Source organism: Rhodococcus huquni (genome assembly GCF_055231055.1).
This window is the reverse complement of the sequence record NZ_JBUYWE010000002.1, coordinates 152,736-167,738: the sequence shown is the minus strand read 5'-3', so window position 1 is coordinate 167,738 and position 15,003 is coordinate 152,736. Positions and strand designations below refer to the sequence as shown.

Sequence of the window (15,003 nt, the reverse complement as noted above, 5' to 3'; positions counted from 1 at the left end):
TGCTCCTACCGAATCAGATGGGTGCCGGGCAGAGACGCCGAGCGGAAGGGAATCGCCATGACGACCGAAGACAACCGTGACAAGGGGCCTTGGTTTGCGAACGGACTGAGCGTCCGTCAGGAGGTCATGGGCGAGGACTACGTCGCCCGCGCGTTTGCGAACACCGCCGGCACCGACTCGGCCGCACTCCAAGAGTTCGTGACCAACACGGTGTGGGGTGGCGTCTGGACTCGACCGGGCCTCGACCGCCGAAGCCGTAGTCTCCTCAACCTGGGCATGCTCATCGCGCTGCGCGCTCACGAAGAGCTTGCAGGTCACGTCCGAGGTGCTCTCACGAACGGCCTCACGCGTGAAGAGATCACCGAGGCGGTAATACATACGTCCGGTTATTGTGGCGCTCCGGCAGCCCTCGCGGCGATGCGCGTCGCGCAGAAGGTGCTCGACGATGAACTGGGTCCACTCACATCCGATGAATCAAACGACTGAACCGAGGCGTCACTCGGCCCGCTGGTTCAGGTTCAGGTCGATCACCGGATGGCGGTCCGCTGAGGCGCTGTGAACGTGCCGGGCACCGGCGCCAATGTGGGCGTACCGTCGGTCGTGTAAATGCTCACGGCAGCAACACAATACGACAATTTGGACACATTCCAAATGTGGAGGCGGATTCGGGGATGCGGACACAGGACGACACGTGGGGAATCGAAGGCAGCGTGGGAATCACGGCGCTTGGCGTCGCGGCGGCGCGTGCAGCGGAGACTGCCCGATCCGACAGGCTGATCGACGATCCTTATGCAGCGCTCCTCGTGGCAGCGGTGCCGGCGCCGCCCGCATTCGAGGGTGAAGAGTTCGATGGCGTGATGGAAGTGATGCGAGATTTCCTGGCCGTGCGCACCAAGTTCTTCGACGAGGCGTTCGCCGCGGCCGCGGTCGACAGCATTCCTCAGGCCGTCATCCTTGCGTCCGGACTCGACTCACGGCCCTATCGCACGACAATGCCGCCTCGTACATTCGAGATCGACCAACCCGCCGTTCTGGACTTCAAGAACACCGCCCTGCACGCTGCGGGAGCACACGCCCTTGGGCAACACACGACTATCGGAGTGGACCTTCGACACGATTGGGGCTCTGCGCTGATCGAAGCCGGGTTCACGAAGAGTCAGCCGAGCGCTTTCCTCGCCGAAGGACTCCTTCCGTACCTGCCCGCGTCTGCGCAGCGGTCGCTGTTCGACGTCGTAGACGAGTTGGCGACGGCGGGCAGCAGGGTTTTCGTCGAGGCATTCGACGAACTCCCCGACGTCGCCAGCACCGATCAGACCTGGACCGAGAACGTGGAAGAGCGATTGGGAGTCGACTTCCGCGAGCTCATCTTCGAGGACGTTCCACTGGACGTACCGACATATCTCGAAAGTCTCGGTTGGTCGGTCACGACCGAATCCGTGGGAGATGCCGCCCGCCGATACGGCCGCGCACTGAGCGAGAACGTCCCCTTGGGAGGCGTGTACTACGTGTCTGCCACCAAGAGGTGATCAGCTGGGCAGGATGCGGCTGAGCCAGTCGGTCGCACCGCCCGGTAGAAACGGCAGGATCGCGTTGACGATGGCGTAGACCTCGGGTGGATAGAGCATGGTGATCCCCTTGTGTTGAGTCGAGTCCGTGTCGATTCGAGTCGTAAAGCTCAGAGAAAAATGGTGCCGTTCCGGTCCTTCGGAATGGAGTCCTGGTCGACATCGGCGACCAGCGAATAGCTCGTATCGTCGACGGGTCCTTCGGTCGGCGATGGATCGGATTGATGCCCGATCCGCAGCATCTCGATGTCGCCGATGTTCTTCAAAGCTCTACCCAGTTGGTCTCGCATCGTCCCCCCCCCCCTGTCGATTGCGTTCGACCTGATCATTGCAGATCAGTTGGCCCAGCACTGCCCGCCGCGGCTGGGGTCGTGATAGTAGCCCGGGTAGCAGGGCAACTCATTCGGCCCGGGCTCCGGAGCGGGCGCGGGCGGCGGTGCGGGAGCAGGCGGAGCTGCAGGGCCGCCATCGGGAAGGCAAGGCCCGTCCGGGGGCGGCTGGTGGCTGTACCCCGCGTAGCACGGCAGTACGTCCGACGGCGGAGGTGCTGGTGCCGGCGCGGGTGGCGGTGGCGGGGCCTGCACGACCGGTGGCGGGGGCGCCGACGATGGCTCCCGCTCGATCGGCGGTGCCTGAACTTCCGGTGACGATGTCGGTTCGGGCGACTGTGAACTCGAGGCCGCCGTCTGCGGGGGCGCGGCGGGTGGCGGTACCGCAGAAGCGTTGGTGGAAGTGGTGGTGGATTCCGCCGAACTGCTGGTTTCGGGAGAGTTCGTCTCCAACTCACCACCCGCTATGACGCTGGAAAGACCCCACACCACCAGGGCCACTGCCAAGACGGCGCCACCGATCAGAGCAAACTTCTTGCGCTTGTCGCCATCGCCGTTGGGGCTCGTCGGCTCGGCGGCAGGGTTCGCAGCCGAGGCACTGGCAGCACCAGCGTTCGCAGTGGTAGTGGCCGGTACCGCCGGGTTCGTCACAGCGGTGTTCGCCACCGTCGGGTCGGATTCCGGCTGCTGGGAGCCGAGATTCTGATCGATCACGTTGACGACGGAGCCTGCCGTTCGCAGTCCGCCCTTGCCGCCGTCGAGGGCGCGAAGGGCGAGGATCGAGATCGGGTAGTCCACCTCGGGCCGCAAGGTGTGCGGAGCGAGTGGCGCGCCGGACGGGTCGCGAGGCGCAACGGGAAGGCCGCCGATGGTCTGGGATTCGGCGTTCGTGTGCGCTGCTCGGTCACGCAGTGCCCAAGTTCCGGTGAGCAGCGCGTACAAAACGGCGCCCACGCCTCGGACGTCCGCATCCGGGCCGGCATCGGCGGGGACTGCGGGAAACGCCAGCACAGCGTTGCCCGCAGAGCTGATCCGGATCCGATCCGGATGGTCGATCGAGAGCGCGACCTGGTTTCGGTGGGCGAGTTCGGCTGCGTCGGCCAGTGCTCGGACCGCATGCGCCGAACCCGAGGCCGAAGCGTCAGCGATTTCGCGCAACGACAGTCCGCGGGTCCATTCCGCGACCACGATGCCTTCGGCCGGGCTCACGTCCACGACGTCGAGGATCCGCGCAAGTCCAGGGCTGTCGACGTGGCCCAAGCGCAGAGTCCGCTCCAGCACAGACGCGTGGTCGGCACCGGCCGGAACGACGGTGAGCGCTACGTCTCGTTCGAGGGTCGAATCGAACCCGTGCCAGAACTGGAAGCCCTTCGTACCGCCGTGCAGAGTGATCAGCCGGTAACGACCGGCGCCGATCATCCGTCCGGGCACCAACCTCGACGGTTGGGGTCCGCTGTGCTCCTCGCCTCCGGGCGTCGAATCCGATCCACTCACCCTCGCTATCTTCCAGTTTCCGCGGAGGAATTGCCACCCAACCGACTATTCGTGGTCGGAGCGGGTGGGCCACAGCGCCATGCGGTCGAGGAGTCCGTCGCGCAGTGCGAGGGTGTGGAACAAGGCCGCGCACATGTGGGCCGTGAAAGTGGCGAACAACAGGTAGGCCAGTACTGAATGCGTCTGGCGAAGAATCGCGTACACGGCGAGGTCGTTGGGCGCGATCGGCGGCAGTTGGAACTGTCCGATCAGCATGAGCGGATCGCCCGCGGCCGAGAGCATGGCCCACCCGACCAGCGGTTGCAGCAGCAACAGCGCGTACATGAGGCGCTCGGACCAGGTGGCCACGAGTCGTTCCATCGGCCGCATGGTCGACAGGAACGGCGGCGGCTTGTGCAACAGCCGATTGCCGATCCGAATCACCACGAAGACGAGGATCGCGACCCCGAGCGGCTTGTGAATGGCGAGCAGCAGTGGGTAGTAGGCCAGCGACGCCAGCATGACCGCCGCAATGAAGAGTTGGGCCACGACCATCACGGCCATCACCCAATGCAGTAGTCGGGACGACAGCGTGAATTGGGTGCGGCGATCGATCGTCTTATCGCTCATCGAGCACCTTCTCGACATTCACGGCGCTGGCCTGGATCGATTCGCCGGACCTACGGGTGAAGGACTGCGCATAGACCGCGGATCGGGCCTTCGGTAGTGGATCGTCCAGGGCTTTCATTCCACTGGGGAGGACCAGCGGATCGAAGTTCACGTCCCGCGCATTGCCGACCTCTTCGGTCTGCACCGAATCGATCGTCACCGTGCCGACGTCGATGGTGCGCCGGTCTGCGGGCCAGGGTCTGGTTGCGTCGTGAGTCTGGTCCTCGGGGGCGCCGATGGTGAGCACCAGGCGCCACCGCACAGGTTCGTCGGCAACCTGGTGAATCAGTGCGTCGAAGAGAAAGTCCCTGCCGAGCGGATGACTCGCGCCGGCGGGCACGACCGGATGCTCGGGGACGAGTTCCCACCGAACAGGAGTGGTGTGCCCGTCAGTATTGGTGAATCCGAAGGCGTTGATCCCCCGAAATGTGCTGTCGTGAAAGCCGGAACTGGGCGGATGCTTGGCGACGATCTTCATCGCCGCCCGAGTTTCCGGATGCTCGGCGAGGAAGGCGGCCTTCTTCTGCGGATCGGGTTTGCCGGTCCCCGCAACGGGTTGAAACGCGAGCATTCGCCCGTAGAAACCTTCCGGGGTGCTGTCGAGGAACACCGGAATGTTCACCATCGCGGTGCGCCACTGTTCGCCGTTCGGCAACGTGAAGAGTAGGCCGAGGCCGCGCACGGTCGAGTTCTCGTCGGCGACGTGCGGAAGCCCACCCGAGAGTGAGAAACGTCCGACCAGCGGAATCCGGCCGGGCTCGAAGACGGCGGCCTTCGAGACCTCCATTCCAGCCCCGTTGCTGGTGAAGTATCCGGAAGCGCTCAACCCCTTGGCGTGATTGCGTCGGAATCCGTCGTGCTGTCCGCCGACCTGCTCGAACCCATCGGCGAACCGCGAAGACGTCAACGCATCCGGTCGCGTCCAGCCCCGCGCGTAGGCGAAACCTCCGACGTTCACCGCAGCTACCCCACCGACCGCTGCTGCGCCGAGCAGGACGTGCCGTCGGCTCACCCCCGATCGTGCGGGCTTTTCGATATCCTCGTTCACGGCTGCGTCCCCAACCCTCGATGCGTCATCGCTTCTGTCCGTTCGTATTTGCCGCTTGGTGTGCTTCTGTATCGGGATACGAAGCGGATCATGCGCCCGTTCACCTCGGTGATGTGACATGGATCACACTTGAGCGGGTGAAGGATTCGGCTGGCGCGTCCGTATTCCCGTGTACGGACTGTTGTCGCGGTCGTGGGAGAAGGGACTCGGAGGTGAAGGCATGCGGTTGACGCTGCTGCGCGGCAAGCGTGCGGGCCTCGGCGACGACGCCGCGCTGCGTGCTGCCTACGACGCCCACGCCGGCGAGCTGTTCGGGTTTGCGCAGCGCTCTCTGGGCGATGCCGGCCACGCCGAGGAAGCGGTCCAAGAAACCTTCGTGCGAGCGTGGAAATCCGCAGACAGCTATCAACCCGAAGTCGCCTCGCTGCGCACCTGGCTCTTCTCCATCTGCCGCAACATCGTCATCGACATGAGTCGTGCCCGCGCCAGCCGTCCGGCCCTCGCCGGTTCCGAACCGGTCGACGTGGAGAGTGCAGCGCGTCCCCTGGAAGAACTGCTCGTCGGCCTACAGGTGGAGGAGGCGCTGCGCCGGTTGTCGGAATCGCATCGCCAGGTGCTCGTCGAAGTGCACCTGCGTGATCGACCAGCTGCCGAGGTCGCCGAACGGCTGGGCGTTCCCGAAGGCACTGTGCGCAGTCGGGTCTACTACGGTCTCAAGGCACTCGAGCTGGTACTCGAAGAAATGGGGTGGCACGGTGAATACTGACCAGTGCCGACACATGCGAAGCCTGCTCGGGATGCACGCTCTCGGCCGTCTCGATCCTGATGAGGCCGTGGCGTTGCAAGCCCACCTCGACGGCTGCGCGCACTGCAGGCAGGAACTGAGCGAACTCCGCGAAGTGGGCCGAGCGCTCGGCCAGGCCGACCCGGAGCGGATCGACGAAGGTCCTGTCAGGCCACCAGCGTCCTTGCACGACGCGGTTTTCGGCGCCGTGGACGAGGAGCGGCGGAAGCGGCGCCGCCAGCGCACAATGCTTCTCGCTACCACCGCCGCCACGGCGGCTGCGGTGATAGCGGTCTTCACAGTCGTCATCGGCGGCGGCTTCGGGTCACCACAGACGCCGACACCGCAGTCGATCGCTTTCGTCGCGCAGCCGAACGGAGTTCACGCCACGGCGAGTGTCGAGAACCGCAATTTCGGGACGAGCGTCGCGCTGGATGTGACCGGCCTGGCCGACGGTCAACGATATGCCGTGTGGCTCGAACAACCAGATGGAAACCGGATGGCTGCAGGAAGTTTCATCGCTCGGGGCGAGAAGAAGATGTCCATGCAACTGGCGGTCGGCCTGCCGATGTCGGAAGCGTCGGCACTGGGCGTCAGCACCCCGACGGACGAGACACCGATCCTGCTGGCGCCGCTCCATTCCTGAAGTGGCGCCCCGCGCCCCGCGACGCCCACTAGCCTGATCGTCAGCGTCGCGGCACGGGAGGGTGCCGGGGCCCGACGGTGAGGCGGACATGGCAGTCGAACAGCGCGAACATGCATTCTCGGACGACGCACTCGGTGATCTCGATGCGGTGGGACTGGCGGCGCAGATCCGAAACGGAGGTGTCGGTCGACGTGAGGTCGTAGAGGCGGCGATAGCGCGGGCCCACGCCGTCGGCGGCCTCGATGCAGTTCGGTTCGATTGCTACGAACAGGCACTCGAGGACGCCGATCGGCCACGCGGGGGCGCCTTCGCCGGAGTGCCCACCTTCGTCAAGGACAACACCGATGTGGCCGGATTGCCGACGTGTCACGGCTCGTCTGCCTTCGATCCCCACCCTGCGAAGAAGAGTTCCGGCCCCGCCGAGCAGTTTCTGTCGCCGGGATTCGCCCTGCTGGGAAAGTCGACTCTGCCCGAGTTCGGGCTGACGGCCAGCACCGAGTTCGTGGACAAGCCGCCCACCCGCAATCCGTGGCACACCGAGTATTCGGCGGGGGCGTCGTCGGGTGGGTCGGCTGCACTCGTCGCTGCCGGAGTCGTGCCGATCGCCCACGCGAACGACGGAGGCGGTTCGATTCGCATCCCCGCCGCCGCGAATGGTCTGGTCGGTCTGAAGCCCACGCGGGAGCGGATGCTCGACCAGCCCGGTGTGCGGCAGCTTCCGGTGAATCTGGTCAGTGAAGGTGCCGTCACTCGAACGGTGCGGGACACGGCCCACTACTTCGCCGCGGCGGAGCGCTATCGACCCAATCGCGACATGGAGCCGATCGGGCTCGTAGAGGGCCCCTCGGATCGCTTGCTCCGTATCGGGGTGGTCCGGCTGGATCTCAGTGGCCGCCCGACTCATCCCGAAATCGCGAAGGTAACCGACTCTGCCGCAGATGTGTTCGCGAGTATGGGGCACGAGGTCTCCGAGTACCGGTTCGAGTTCGACCAGCGGCTCATCGAAGACTTCAAGCTCTATTGGTCCATGTTCGCCGTCGCGATGTCGGCATCGTTCAAGGTCGGTCACGGCCGTCACTTCCACCCGAGTCGATTGGATCCATTCACAAAAGGTTTGGCGCAGAACGTGTTTCGCAACCCACTCGGGCTCGTCTCCGCGATCCGGCGACTGCGGGGCGCTACCGATACCTACGAAAAGCAATTCGAGAACGTCGACGTTCTCCTCACACCCGTTCTCGCGCAACCGACTCCACTTCTGGGGGAGCAGAATCCGGCGCAGCCGTTCGAGGAACTGTTCGCCACGCTCGTCGACTACGTGGGATTCACGCCGTTGAACAACGTGGGCGGCGGGCCGGCCATTGCGCTTCCGCATGGGCATCTCGCGAGCGGACTGCCGGGATCGGTGCAACTGATCGCGCGGGCTGGTGACGAACGAACGTTGTTGGACCTGGCGTATCAGTTCGAGGCGCAATCGCCGTTTCCGCAGATCACCGCCCCTTCCCCTTTCACTATATAGCGGGGTGGGGGCCTTGCGGCAAGGCCCCGGTGGTGGCGCAGAATCTCCGCACACCACGAGGGAATGAGTGATTCATGTTCGATGTGATCGTTGTCGGCGCCGGGCCGACGGGTTTGATGCTTGCGTCGGAGTTGAGGCTGCACGGAGTGGATGTTCTCGTCCTGGACAGAGACGAGGAGCCCACCAAGGTGGTTCGTTCCCTGGGCCTGCATGCGCGCAGCATCGAGATCATGGACCAGCGCGGCATCCTGGAGCGATTCCTCGATCTGGGAACCAAGTACCCGGTGGGTGGATTTTTCGCGGCCATTACCAAGCCTGCACCCAAGGATCTCGATACTGCGCATCCGTATGTCCTCGGGATCATGCAGACCGTCACCGACCGCCTATTGGCCGAGAGGGCCGCCGAACTCGGAACCCCCGTCCGGCGCGGCTGCGAACTGGTCGGGTTGAACCAGGACGACGACGGCGTGACCGTCGAACTGGCGGACGGTACCTCGCTGCAATCGCGCTACCTCGTCGGCTGCGACGGCGGGCGCAGCTCGGTGCGCAAAGCGGTGGGCGTCGGCTTTCCCGGAGAACCAAGCAGGGTCGAGACATTGCTGGGAGAAGTGGAGCTGACCGCATCTCGGGAGGCGCGGGACAGCGTCACGGCAGAAGTCCGCAAGACCCAGTTGATCTTCGGGGCGATGCCTCTCGGCGACGGTCTGTACCGCGTCGTCGTGCCCGCTGCGGGTGTCGCGGAGGACCGTACGGTAGCGCCGACTCTCGACGACCTGAAGAGTCAGCTATACGTGACTGCCGGAACCGATTTCGGTGTGCACTCGCCGCGCTGGATCTCCCGGTTCGGGGACTCCACCCGGCTTGCGGAGCGCTACCGGACAGGCCGGGTATTTCTGGCGGGCGACGCTGCCCACGTGCATCCGCCGACTGGCGGGCAGGGACTCAATCTCGGTATTCAAGACGCCTTCAATCTCGGGTGGAAGCTGGCGGCAGCGGTGAACGGTTGGGCGCCCGAGGGTCTGCTGGACAGCTATCACACCGAACGCCACCCGGTGGCCGCCGACGTGCTGGACAACACGCGTGCCCAGATGCAGTTGATGGCTCTCGAACCGGGCGCGCGGGCGGTGAGAAAGCTGATGTCCGAGCTGATGAACTTCGACGAAGTGAGTCGCTACCTGACCGAGAAGATCATCGCGATCGGCGTTCGCTACGACTTCGGTGAAGGTTCCGAGCTGCTGGGCAAACGCCTGAGGGACGTGACGTTGAAGCGTGGCCGCCTGTACGAACAGATGCGCGAAGGGCGAGGCCTTCTACTGGACCAGACCGGACAGCTGTCCGTGACGGGTTGGACGGATCGAGTCGACCACGTCGTGGACACCGCCGAAGAACTCGACGCCCCCGCGGCCCTCCTTCGCCCCGACGGGCATGTCGCATGGACCGGGAGCGATCAAGAAGGCTTGAGTACCGCGCTGTCCGAGTGGTTCGGCGAACCCGCCGACTGATTGCTTTCGTTCACGCCCGAACTCACGGGGACGACATTCCGCCGTTCACATGGATGGTCGCGCCGACCACGTAACTCGATTCGGGCGAGGCGAGGAACACGTATGCGGGGGCGAGTTCGGTGGGTTGACCTGCCCGGCCGAGTGGGGTGCTCTTGCCGAACTCGGGCAAAGCCTCCTTCGGCTGTCCGTCCGTCGGCTGGAGCGGGGTCCAGATCGGCCCGGGCGCCACCGCGTTGACTCGCACACCCTTGTCGGCCAGCTGGGTCGCCAATCCCTTGGTGAAGTTGTTGATCGCGGCCTTGGTGGAGGCGTAGTCGAGAAGAACCGGAGATGGCTGGTAAGCCTCGATGGAAGTCGTGTTGATGATCGCGCCGCCGGCAGGTAGATGCGCGAGGGCTGCGCGGGAGGTGCGGAACATCGCGAGAATGTTCGTCTGGAAGGTCTCCAATGCCTGATCATCGGGCAGATCGTCCAGGTTCTCCACGGCTATCTGCTTCCCGGCATTGTTGACGAGAATGTCGAGACCCTCGAGCTGCACGGCCGCCTCGTCCACCACCTGCCGGCACGTGTCCGCGTCGGTGAGGTCTCCCGGCAACGTCACTGCCTTGCGGCCCGTCGCCGTGATGATGCGTGCCACGTTCTCGGCATCTGCCTTCTCCTCCGGAAGAAAGCTGATCGCGACGTCGGCACCTTCACGCGCGAACGCGATTGCCACTGCCGCTCCGATGCCCGAGTCTCCCCCGGTGACGAGCGCCTTTCGCCCCTCGAGACGTCCGGTCCCTCGGTAGGAGAACTCGCCGATGTCGGCCTTCGGGTCCAACTGCTCGTCGAGGCCCGGTTCGGCCTGGTGCTGCTTCGGCGGCTCGATCGCCGGATACCTCGTGACGGGATTCTGGAATTCGAGCTGATCTACTCGGGTGGTGTTCGCATCTTCCGTCATTGCGTACCTCCTCGATACTCCACGGCTCCTCCCCCGAGTGTCCTTCGCGGGGAAGGCTCGCACAAGAGTTTCGGGATTCAGCCTCCGAGCAGGCCGCGCTCGTAAGCGACGGCCACAGCAGCAGCACGGTCCTTGACCTCCAACTTGTCGAAGGCGTGCGCAAGATGGGTCTTCACGGTGGCCTCGCTGACGAAGAGTGCTGCGGCGATCTCCCGATTTGAACGGCCCTTCGCAACGAGCGCCACGATCTCCTGCTCGCGGTCGCTGAGGGCGTTCGTTCGTGAGCGCACGCGGGAGACCACCCGGGTCGCCACCGAGGGAGACAACACCGACTCTCCCACTGCCGCAGCGCGAATTGCCGCAAAGAGGTCGTCTCGCGGGGCATCCTTGAGTAGGTACCCGGTGGCGCCGGCGTCGAGGGCTGCCATGATGTCGCGGTCGGTGTCGTAGGTCGTGAGAACCAGTACGTTGACCCGGGATTCGCGCCCGGTGAGCTCGGTGATCGCTTCGACGCCGCTACCGCCGGGCATTCGCAGGTCCATGAGGACGACATCGGGATCGAGGCGTTCGACCTGTCGCACCGCTTGGACGCCGTCGGACGCTTCGCCGACAACGTCGAATTCGGCTGAGGCGTCACACATTCCGCGAAGTCCGTCGCGGACCACCGGGTGATCGTCCACGATGAGCAGCGGATGAGATCAGGCATCGGTCACCGCCGGGACACGCAATGACACCGCAGTGCCGTGGCCGGGCTCCGACTCGACCACGAGTTCGCCGGCGACTCGTGAAGCGCGGGTGGTCATCCCGGGAATCCCGAAACCTCGCGAGCCTTCGCGCAGAAGGCTCGCGTCGAACCCGGCCCCGTCGTCGCGGACGTCGAGCAAGACCTCGCCGTCCAGGTGGGACACCGTGACGGCGACGCGGGTGGCGTGGGCATGTCGCGCGACATTGGCGAGCGCCTCCTGTGCAATTCGTACCACCGCGGCCTCCACCTGGGCGTGGACCGGCCCGGGAGTCCCCGTGATCACCAGTTCGGCACGGGCCGGCTGATCGAGCGAGAACTCGGCCACCACGCGTTCCAGCGCTCGCCCGAGTTCTCCGTCCTCCAATGCCAGTGGCATGAGACCCTCCACCGAGCTACGCGCCTCACGTAGTGCGTCTCTCGCTAGGTCCGACGCGCGTCTACGGTGCCGGGCGGCCGGCTCCTCTTCGCGGGCGTCGTCGGCTGCCTGCAGCTGGGTGATGATTCCGGTGAGGCTCTGGGCGATCGTGTCGTGGATTTCCAAGGCGAGCCGCTCGCGTTCCTCGTGGACCCCGGATTGCCGCGCCTGGGTGAGGAGTTCGGACTGGAGACGAGCATTCTCTTCCAGTGCGAGTTCGAGTTGGGCATTCGTGCGCTCCAACTCCGAGATTGTCTCGGTGCGCTCTGTCGCTCGATCCACATCACTCCAGGCCAGCCGTGCGAACACGACCCCCAGGATTGCGTTCACGAAGAACAGCCCGATGAAAATCAAGGTCTGGTCGACGCTGTCCGGGGGTAGCCCACCGGATTGTGAACCGGCGACCGTCACAGCAGTCGCCAACAACGGAAGCCAACTCCACCGCCGCGGCAGGTGGTCGTCCGCGTCGAAGTAGCCGATGACCGCAAACAATACGAAGAAGGGGTTCAGCCAGGTCAGAGCGAAAGCGATTCCCGTTCGGAGTACCAGGTAGACGCCGCCGATGCGGTGGTCGGGCGGCTGATCCCATCGCCGGTCGATGCATATCCAGTGCAACCACGCCGCCACGGCCACCAAACCGAAGATGAGGCCGTACCGGCCTCCGAGAGGTACGAGGTTCGCGGTCAGGAGTTCGGCGACACACGCCGCTGTCAGCAGCACGTACGGGCCGTACCGCACGATCCGCGCCCACTTGCGGTCGAGCCGATTGCGGCCGAACGGGGCACTCTGGCTCACGGCTCCTCCTCGGTTCACTCCCACCGGAAGTATCGCGCAGCGAGGGAGCCGGTGGCGACTGCCCACGCGGTGACCACGAGAACTTGGTTCACCGGGGGCCAGTCACCCTGAAAGGTTGCATCCAGGGCGAGAGCTCCGGCGCCCAAGGGGGTCCACTCCACCACTGCGGCCAACAGGGACGGCATGACCGACACCGGCAGCCATAGACCCGCGGTGAACAGCAGCGGGAAGGTCAACATCGTGCCGACGGCCGTAGCGAGCTTGGCGGTGGGTACGAGGCTGCTCACCAGTCCGCCGATTGCCAGTACTTCCGCGATCACCAGCAGCACGACCAGGACGAAGCCGACGATGTTCTGCGGGAGACCGACGTCGTAGAACACGACCGCCACCAGCAGTGCCAGGAGACCTCCGAGCAGGGCCGCACCGCCGTGGATGAGGTACTCGGCGCGGAGTAGATCCCTGGGCCGCGCCGGGGTCGTCGACATCCGTCGCAGGATGCCTTGCTCCCGGTAGGTGGCGACCACGGCGGGCATGGAGGACACGGCAGCGAACAGTGCGGCGACGAGGAAGGCGACCGGCACGTACAGCGAGATCGTCGATACTCCCGTGGCGTCGTCGACCTCACGAAAGGCCGGAACCAACCCGAGGATTCCCAGAAGCAACGGCGGGAAGACGACGACCCAGAAGAGCGAAGCGGGCTCGCGCGCAAAGAGTTTCATCTCAGTGCGCAATACAGTGGTTGCGGTGGAGGTCATCTCAGGACTCCTCGCTTTCGGGGACGAGGTCGCGCCTGTCGGTGAGGCTCAGAAACGCGTTGTCGAGCGTCGAGTCCTCCACCCGAAGCCCGTCCGGCACCACCTCGTGATGTTTCAGGAGGGCCAGGACCTCGAGCACTGCGGGGTCGGTGAGATTCAGCTCGACGCGTCCGTTATCGCGGGTGCGGGCGTCGGACACGCCGTGCACGGCCGCGAGACCACCTCGGGGAAGGGGCGCCGATGGCGTGAAGGACATGGTTGCGGGTGCGCCGGTCCGACCGATGATGTCGCGCGGCGAGCCCTCCGCAACGATTCGACCGGCAGAGACTACGGCCAACCGGTCGCACAGATGTTGCGCTTCCTCCATGAAGTGAGTGACCAGCACAACCGTTGTGCCGTCGGCGCGCGCCTTCTCGATCACGTTCCACACGCCACGGCGAGCCCGTGGGTCCAGTCCAGTCGTGAGTTCGTCGAGTACCGCGATACGCGGCCGTCCCACGAGTGCGAGAGCGATCGCGAGACGTTGCTTCTGGCCACCGGACAACGCTGCGTACCGGGCGTCCAGCTTTGCGCCGATTCCGAGCTGTTCGGCCAGCGCCACCCCATCGGCGGGCGAATCGTAGAACGAGGCGTACAACGTGAGGGCCTCACGCACAGTGAGTCTGGCCTGGAGGCCGGCGTGCTGGAGCTGAACCCCAAGCAATTGGGTCAGTTCCTGCCTATCGGTCCCAGGATCGAGGCCGGCAACACGTACGGTGCCCGAATCCGGGCGCCGTAGTCCGGCCACACATTCGACGGTGGTGGTCTTCCCCGAGCCGTTGGGTCCGAGGATCCCGACCAGCTCTCCCTCGGCGATTTTCAGTGACAGACCCTCGACGGCGACGGTGGAACCGTAGGTCTTGTGCAGGTCGAGCACTTCGATGAGTGGCATGCCACCAGCGTCGTGCAGTCCGAGCGGCCCCGGCATCCACTGATCGGCTCGATTTCGTACACCGATCGGCGGTGGAGATCATCGTTCGGCCGAACGCCGTATCTCCTGTTCCACCCCGTCCAGTAGCAGTTTGAGGGCCGATTCGAAGTCGTCGCGGTAGCTGTCGGTGCTGTCCTTGCCCGAACCGAATGCGTTGCTGTCGAGCGCGGTGCGGAGGGCGGGATACCGGGTGTAGTCGATCAACGATTCGAGGTGGATCGCCTGCTGCTCCCACCACTCGTCTATGCCCACGCCGGTAGTTCGAACGAACTGATCGTTCTGAGTGGCCGAACTAGCCGAGCCGCGGACGATGTGATCGACCGCGGAGTACACGTTCAGCGCGTCACGCGGCGAGAGGCCGGTGGAGAGTGCGGCCGCCACCGCAGCATCGAATCTGGCGGTAGCGTTCGGCCCGGGTGAGATTCGATCGAGAGTCAGCTCGAGCATCCACGGGTGGCGGCAATACAGGTCCCAATCGCCCCGCGCGACGAACTCCAGTTGCGCGCGCCAGCCGTCCCCGCCCTCGTGAGCGAAGGCGGTCTCGGCCGTGACGGTATCGACCATGAGTGCGAGCAGTTCGTCGCGGCCGGGAACGTAGCGATACAACGACATCGTTCCCATGCCGAGTGTCTCGGCAACCGCGCGCATCGAGAACTCGCGGAGTCCTGATGCGTCGGCGAGTTGTACCGCAGACGACACGATGTCGTCGCGCGAATAGGCCCGCTTGGGACCTCGCTTGCCGGGGCTCTGTGGCTCCCACAGCAGCCGAAGAAGACGTTCGGGCTGGTCAGGTATGGATACCGAATCGGTGAGGCTCATGCTCGAAAACCTCCTGGCGGGTGGATCGATAA

At 65.1% G+C, this 15,003-nt stretch carries 16 protein-coding genes; 6 read left to right on the top strand and 10 right to left on the bottom strand.

Annotated features, from left to right (window positions below; genetic code table 11):
- Positions 1-57 precede the first annotated feature (57 nt).
- Positions 58-486: a carboxymuconolactone decarboxylase family protein gene (locus ACZI8R_RS04410; RefSeq protein WP_463378364.1), complete on the top strand. Its 429-nt coding sequence runs from the start codon at positions 58-60 to the stop codon at positions 484-486.
- Between the two features lie 185 nt (positions 487-671).
- A complete protein-coding gene (locus tag ACZI8R_RS04405; RefSeq protein ID WP_463378363.1) occupies positions 672-1,526 on the top strand; it encodes an SAM-dependent methyltransferase in 855 nt (284 codons plus the stop codon).
- A gap of 149 nt (positions 1,527-1,675) precedes the next feature.
- Here the strand turns inward: ACZI8R_RS04405 and ACZI8R_RS04400 are convergent, their stop codons facing one another.
- The 4 genes from ACZI8R_RS04400 to ACZI8R_RS04385 are packed head-to-tail and all read right to left on the bottom strand — an operon-like array spanning position 1,676 to position 5,084.
- Positions 1,676-1,855: a hypothetical protein gene (locus ACZI8R_RS04400; protein WP_463378362.1), complete on the bottom strand. Its 180-nt coding sequence runs from the start codon at positions 1,853-1,855 to the stop codon at positions 1,676-1,678.
- A gap of 45 nt (positions 1,856-1,900) precedes the next feature.
- The gene (locus ACZI8R_RS04395; RefSeq protein WP_463378361.1) at positions 1,901-3,388 is read right to left on the bottom strand and encodes a protein kinase family protein; all 1,488 of its coding nucleotides are present in this window, start codon (positions 3,386-3,388) and stop codon (positions 1,901-1,903) included.
- A 45-nt stretch (positions 3,389-3,433) separates the two neighbouring features.
- Positions 3,434-3,997: a cytochrome b gene (locus ACZI8R_RS04390; RefSeq protein ID WP_463378360.1), complete on the bottom strand. Its 564-nt coding sequence runs from the start codon at positions 3,995-3,997 to the stop codon at positions 3,434-3,436.
- Positions 3,987-5,084, bottom strand: a complete 1,098-nt coding sequence (locus ACZI8R_RS04385; protein WP_463378359.1) for a catalase family peroxidase — start codon at positions 5,082-5,084, stop codon at positions 3,987-3,989. Before ACZI8R_RS04385 ends, ACZI8R_RS04390 begins: the two co-directional genes overlap by 11 nt.
- A gap of 220 nt (positions 5,085-5,304) precedes the next feature.
- On the opposite strand from ACZI8R_RS04385, the gene ACZI8R_RS04380 reads away from it, so the two are divergent.
- The 4 genes from ACZI8R_RS04380 to rox all read left to right on the top strand — a co-directional run bounded on the left by ACZI8R_RS04380 (position 5,305) and on the right by rox (position 9,532).
- On the top strand, positions 5,305-5,850 hold the full coding sequence (locus ACZI8R_RS04380; RefSeq protein ID WP_463378358.1) for a sigma-70 family RNA polymerase sigma factor: 546 nt from the start codon (positions 5,305-5,307) through the stop codon (positions 5,848-5,850).
- Positions 5,840-6,514, top strand: a complete 675-nt coding sequence (locus ACZI8R_RS04375) for an anti-sigma factor (protein ID WP_463378357.1) — start codon at positions 5,840-5,842, stop codon at positions 6,512-6,514. Before ACZI8R_RS04380 ends, ACZI8R_RS04375 begins: the two co-directional genes overlap by 11 nt.
- Before the next feature lie 88 nt (positions 6,515-6,602).
- The gene (locus ACZI8R_RS04370) at positions 6,603-8,030 is read left to right on the top strand and encodes an amidase (protein ID WP_463378356.1); all 1,428 of its coding nucleotides are present in this window, start codon (positions 6,603-6,605) and stop codon (positions 8,028-8,030) included.
- Positions 8,031-8,104: 74 nt separating this feature from the next.
- Positions 8,105-9,532: a rifampin monooxygenase gene (rox, locus tag ACZI8R_RS04365; protein ID WP_463378355.1), complete on the top strand. Its 1,428-nt coding sequence runs from the start codon at positions 8,105-8,107 to the stop codon at positions 9,530-9,532.
- Between the two features lie 22 nt (positions 9,533-9,554).
- Here the strand turns inward: rox and ACZI8R_RS04360 are convergent, their stop codons facing one another.
- From ACZI8R_RS04360 to ACZI8R_RS04335, 6 genes are all read right to left on the bottom strand, one after another.
- The gene (locus ACZI8R_RS04360) at positions 9,555-10,472 is read right to left on the bottom strand and encodes an SDR family oxidoreductase (protein WP_463378354.1); all 918 of its coding nucleotides are present in this window, start codon (positions 10,470-10,472) and stop codon (positions 9,555-9,557) included.
- Positions 10,473-10,549: 77 nt separating this feature from the next.
- The gene (locus ACZI8R_RS04355) at positions 10,550-11,161 is read right to left on the bottom strand and encodes a response regulator (RefSeq protein ID WP_463378755.1); all 612 of its coding nucleotides are present in this window, start codon (positions 11,159-11,161) and stop codon (positions 10,550-10,552) included.
- A gap of 9 nt (positions 11,162-11,170) precedes the next feature.
- A complete protein-coding gene (locus ACZI8R_RS04350) occupies positions 11,171-12,427 on the bottom strand; it encodes a sensor histidine kinase (protein WP_463378353.1) in 1,257 nt (418 codons plus the stop codon).
- A 14-nt stretch (positions 12,428-12,441) separates the two neighbouring features.
- Entirely contained in the window at positions 12,442-13,182 is a 741-nt protein-coding gene (locus ACZI8R_RS04345) for an ABC transporter permease (RefSeq protein ID WP_463378352.1), read from the bottom strand.
- A 1-nt stretch (position 13,183) separates the two neighbouring features.
- Complete coding sequence (locus ACZI8R_RS04340) at positions 13,184-14,113, bottom strand: ABC transporter ATP-binding protein (RefSeq protein ID WP_463378351.1); 930 nt, start codon at positions 14,111-14,113, stop codon at positions 13,184-13,186.
- A 78-nt stretch (positions 14,114-14,191) separates the two neighbouring features.
- On the bottom strand, positions 14,192-14,971 hold the full coding sequence (locus ACZI8R_RS04335; protein WP_463378350.1) for a TetR/AcrR family transcriptional regulator: 780 nt from the start codon (positions 14,969-14,971) through the stop codon (positions 14,192-14,194).
- Between the last annotated feature and the right edge of the window lie 32 nt (positions 14,972-15,003).

Bases quoted from the DNA above. Each gene is read 5' to 3' on its own strand.
- ACZI8R_RS04410 (WP_463378364.1), top strand. From the start codon at position 58: ATGACGACCGAAGACAACCGTGACAAGGGGCCTTGGTTTGCGAACGGA.
- ACZI8R_RS04405 (WP_463378363.1), top strand. From the start codon at position 672: ATGCGGACACAGGACGACACGTGGGGAATCGAAGGCAGCGTGGGAATC.
- ACZI8R_RS04400 (WP_463378362.1), bottom strand. From the start codon at position 1,855: ATGCGAGACCAACTGGGTAGAGCTTTGAAGAACATCGGCGACATCGAG.
- ACZI8R_RS04390 (WP_463378360.1), bottom strand. From the start codon at position 3,997: ATGAGCGATAAGACGATCGATCGCCGCACCCAATTCACGCTGTCGTCC.
- ACZI8R_RS04380 (WP_463378358.1), top strand. From the start codon at position 5,305: ATGCGGTTGACGCTGCTGCGCGGCAAGCGTGCGGGCCTCGGCGACGAC.
- ACZI8R_RS04370 (WP_463378356.1), top strand. From the start codon at position 6,603: ATGGCAGTCGAACAGCGCGAACATGCATTCTCGGACGACGCACTCGGT.
- rox (WP_463378355.1), top strand. From the start codon at position 8,105: ATGTTCGATGTGATCGTTGTCGGCGCCGGGCCGACGGGTTTGATGCTT.
- ACZI8R_RS04360 (WP_463378354.1), bottom strand. From the start codon at position 10,472: ATGACGGAAGATGCGAACACCACCCGAGTAGATCAGCTCGAATTCCAG.
- ACZI8R_RS04345 (WP_463378352.1), bottom strand. From the start codon at position 13,182: ATGACCTCCACCGCAACCACTGTATTGCGCACTGAGATGAAACTCTTT.
- ACZI8R_RS04340 (WP_463378351.1), bottom strand. From the start codon at position 14,113: ATGCCACTCATCGAAGTGCTCGACCTGCACAAGACCTACGGTTCCACC.
- ACZI8R_RS04335 (WP_463378350.1), bottom strand. From the start codon at position 14,971: ATGAGCCTCACCGATTCGGTATCCATACCTGACCAGCCCGAACGTCTT.